General features: G+C 51.1%; 1 rRNA gene. It reads right to left on the reverse strand.

Annotation, left to right across the window (positions count from 1 at the left end):
• Window positions 1-22: 22 nt before the first annotated feature.
• Window positions 23-2,914: ribosomal RNA gene (locus CKW22_RS27135) — 23S ribosomal RNA — on the reverse strand.
• Window positions 2,915-3,092 lie beyond the last annotated feature (178 nt).

Raw genomic sequence — 3,092 nt, forward strand, 5'->3', positions numbered from 1 at the left:
GAGCAAATTGCTTGGGTGTTATATGGTCAAGCCTCACGGGCAATTAGTATTGGTTAGCTCAACGCCTCACAGCGCTTACACACCCAACCTATCAACGTCGTAGTCTTCGACGGCCCTTTAGGGGATTCTAGATCCCAGTGAGATCTCATCTTGAGGCAAGTTTCCCGCTTAGATGCTTTCAGCGGTTATCTCTTCCGAACATAGCTACCCGGCAATGCCACTGGCGTGACAACCGGAACACCAGAGGTTCGTCCACTCCGGTCCTCTCGTACTAGGAGCAGCCCCTCTCAAATCTCAAACGTCCACGGCAGATAGGGACCGAACTGTCTCACGACGTTCTAAACCCAGCTCGCGTACCACTTTAAATGGCGAACAGCCATACCCTTGGGACCGGCTTCAGCCCCAGGATGTGATGAGCCGACATCGAGGTGCCAAACACCGCCGTCGATATGAACTCTTGGGCGGTATCAGCCTGTTATCCCCGGAGTACCTTTTATCCGTTGAGCGATGGCCCTTCCATACAGAACCACCGGATCACTAAGACCTACTTTCGTACCTGCTCGACGTGTTTGTCTCGCAGTCAAGCGCGCTTTTGCCTTTATACTCTACGACCGATTTCCGACCGGTCTGAGCGCACCTTCGTACTCCTCCGTTACTCTTTGGGAGGAGACCGCCCCAGTCAAACTACCCACCATACACTGTCCTCGATCCGGATAACGGACCTGAGTTAGAACCTCAAAGTTGCCAGGGTGGTATTTCAAGGATGGCTCCATGAGAACTGGCGTCCCCACTTCAAAGCCTCCCACCTATCCTACACAAGCAAATTCAAAGTCCAGTGCAAAGCTATAGTAAAGGTTCACGGGGTCTTTCCGTCTAGCCGCGGATACACTGCATCTTCACAGCGATTTCAATTTCACTGAGTCTCGGGTGGAGACAGCGCCGCCATCGTTACGCCATTCGTGCAGGTCGGAACTTACCCGACAAGGAATTTCGCTACCTTAGGACCGTTATAGTTACGGCCGCCGTTTACCGGGGCTTCGATCAAGAGCTTCGCTTGCGCTAACCCCATCAATTAACCTTCCGGCACCGGGCAGGCGTCACACCCTATACGTCCACTTTCGTGTTTGCAGAGTGCTGTGTTTTTAATAAACAGTCGCAGCGGCCTGGTATCTTCGACCGGCATGGGCTTACGGAGCAAGTCCTTAACCCTCGCCGGCGCACCTTCTCCCGAAGTTACGGTGCCATTTTGCCTAGTTCCTTCACCCGAGTTCTCTCAAGCGCCTTGGTATTCTCTACCTAACCACCTGTGTCGGTTTGGGGTACGGTTCCCAGTTATCTGAAGCTTAGGAGCTTTTCTTGGAAGCATGGCATCAACCACTTCGTCGCCTAAAGGCAACTCGTCATCAGCTCTCGGCCTTGAAATCCCGGATTTGCCTAAGATTTCAGCCTACCACCTTAAACTTGGACAACCAACGCCAAGCTGGCCTAGCCTTCTCCGTCCCTCCATCGCAATAACTGCAAGTACAGGAATATTAACCTGTTTTCCATCGACTACGCTTTTCAGCCTCGCCTTAGGGACCGACTAACCCTGCGTCGATTAACGTTGCGCAGGAAACCTTGGTCTTTCGGCGTGGGAGTTTTTCACTCCCATTGTCGTTACTCATGTCAGCATTCGCACTTCTGATACCTCCAGCAAGCTTCTCAACTCACCTTCACAGGCTTACAGAACGCTCCTCTACCGCATCATCATAAGATGATACCCGTAGCTTCGGTGCATGGTTTGAGCCCCGTTACATCTTCCGCGCAGGCCGACTCGACTAGTGAGCTATTACGCTTTCTTTAAAGGGTGGCTGCTTCTAAGCCAACCTCCTAGCTGTCTAAGCCTTCCCACATCGTTTCCCACTTAACCATGACTTTGGGACCTTAGCTGACGGTCTGGGTTGTTTCCCTTTTCACGACGGACGTTAGCACCCGCCGTGTGTCTCCCATGCTCGGCACTTGTAGGTATTCGGAGTTTGCATCGGTTTGGTAAGTCGGGATGACCCCCTAGCCGAAACAGTGCTCTACCCCCTACAGTGATACATGAGGCGCTACCTAAATAGCTTTCGAGGAGAACCAGCTATCTCCGAGCTTGATTAGCCTTTCACTCCGATCCACAGGTCATCCGCTAACTTTTCAACGGTAGTCGGTTCGGTCCTCCAGTCAGTGTTACCTAACCTTCAACCTGCCCATGGATAGATCGCCCGGTTTCGGGTCTATACCCAGCGACTAAACGCCCTATTAAGACTCGCTTTCGCTACGCCTCCCCTATTCGGTTAAGCTCGCCACTGAATATAAGTCGCTGACCCATTATACAAAAGGTACGCAGTCACCTAACAAGTAGGCTCCCACTGCTTGTACGCATACGGTTTCAGGATCTATTTCACTCCCCTCTCCGGGGTTCTTTTCGCCTTTCCCTCACGGTACTAGTTCACTATCGGTCAGTCAGTAGTATTTAGCCTTGGAGGATGGTCCCCCCATATTCAGACAAAGTTTCTCGTGCTCCGTCCTACTCGATTTCATTGATAAGAGATTTTCGTGTACGGGGCTATCACCCACTATGGCCGCACTTTCCAGAGCGTTCCACTAATCTCAAACCAACTTAAGGGCTGGTCCCCGTTCGCTCGCCACTACTAAGGGAATCTCGGTTGATTTCTTTTCCTCAGGGTACTTAGATGTTTCAGTTCCCCTGGTTCGCCTCTTGCACCTATGTATTCAGTACAAGATACTCAGCTTATGCTGAGTGGGTTCCCCCATTCAGAGATCTCTGGATCACAGTCTGTTTGCCGACTCCCCAAAGCTTATCGCAGGCTACCACGTCTTTCATCGCCTCTGACTGCCAAGGCATCCACCGTATGCGCTTCTTCACTTGACCATATAACCCCAAGCAATCTGGTTATACTGTGAAGACGACATTCGCCGAAAATTCGCATGCTGCTCAGTTAAGAGCACATCACAAATTTTACCTTAGCCTGATCCACTACCAGTGAAAGTAGTGTTCAGTCTATTTCTATCACATATCCGAATTTTTAAAGAACGATCTGACAAAAGCT

Origin of the sequence: Pseudomonas sp. Irchel s3f19, from assembly GCF_900187555.1 — a bacterium.
In the GTDB taxonomy this organism is placed as follows: domain Bacteria; phylum Pseudomonadota; class Gammaproteobacteria; order Pseudomonadales; family Pseudomonadaceae; genus Aquipseudomonas; species Aquipseudomonas capeferrum.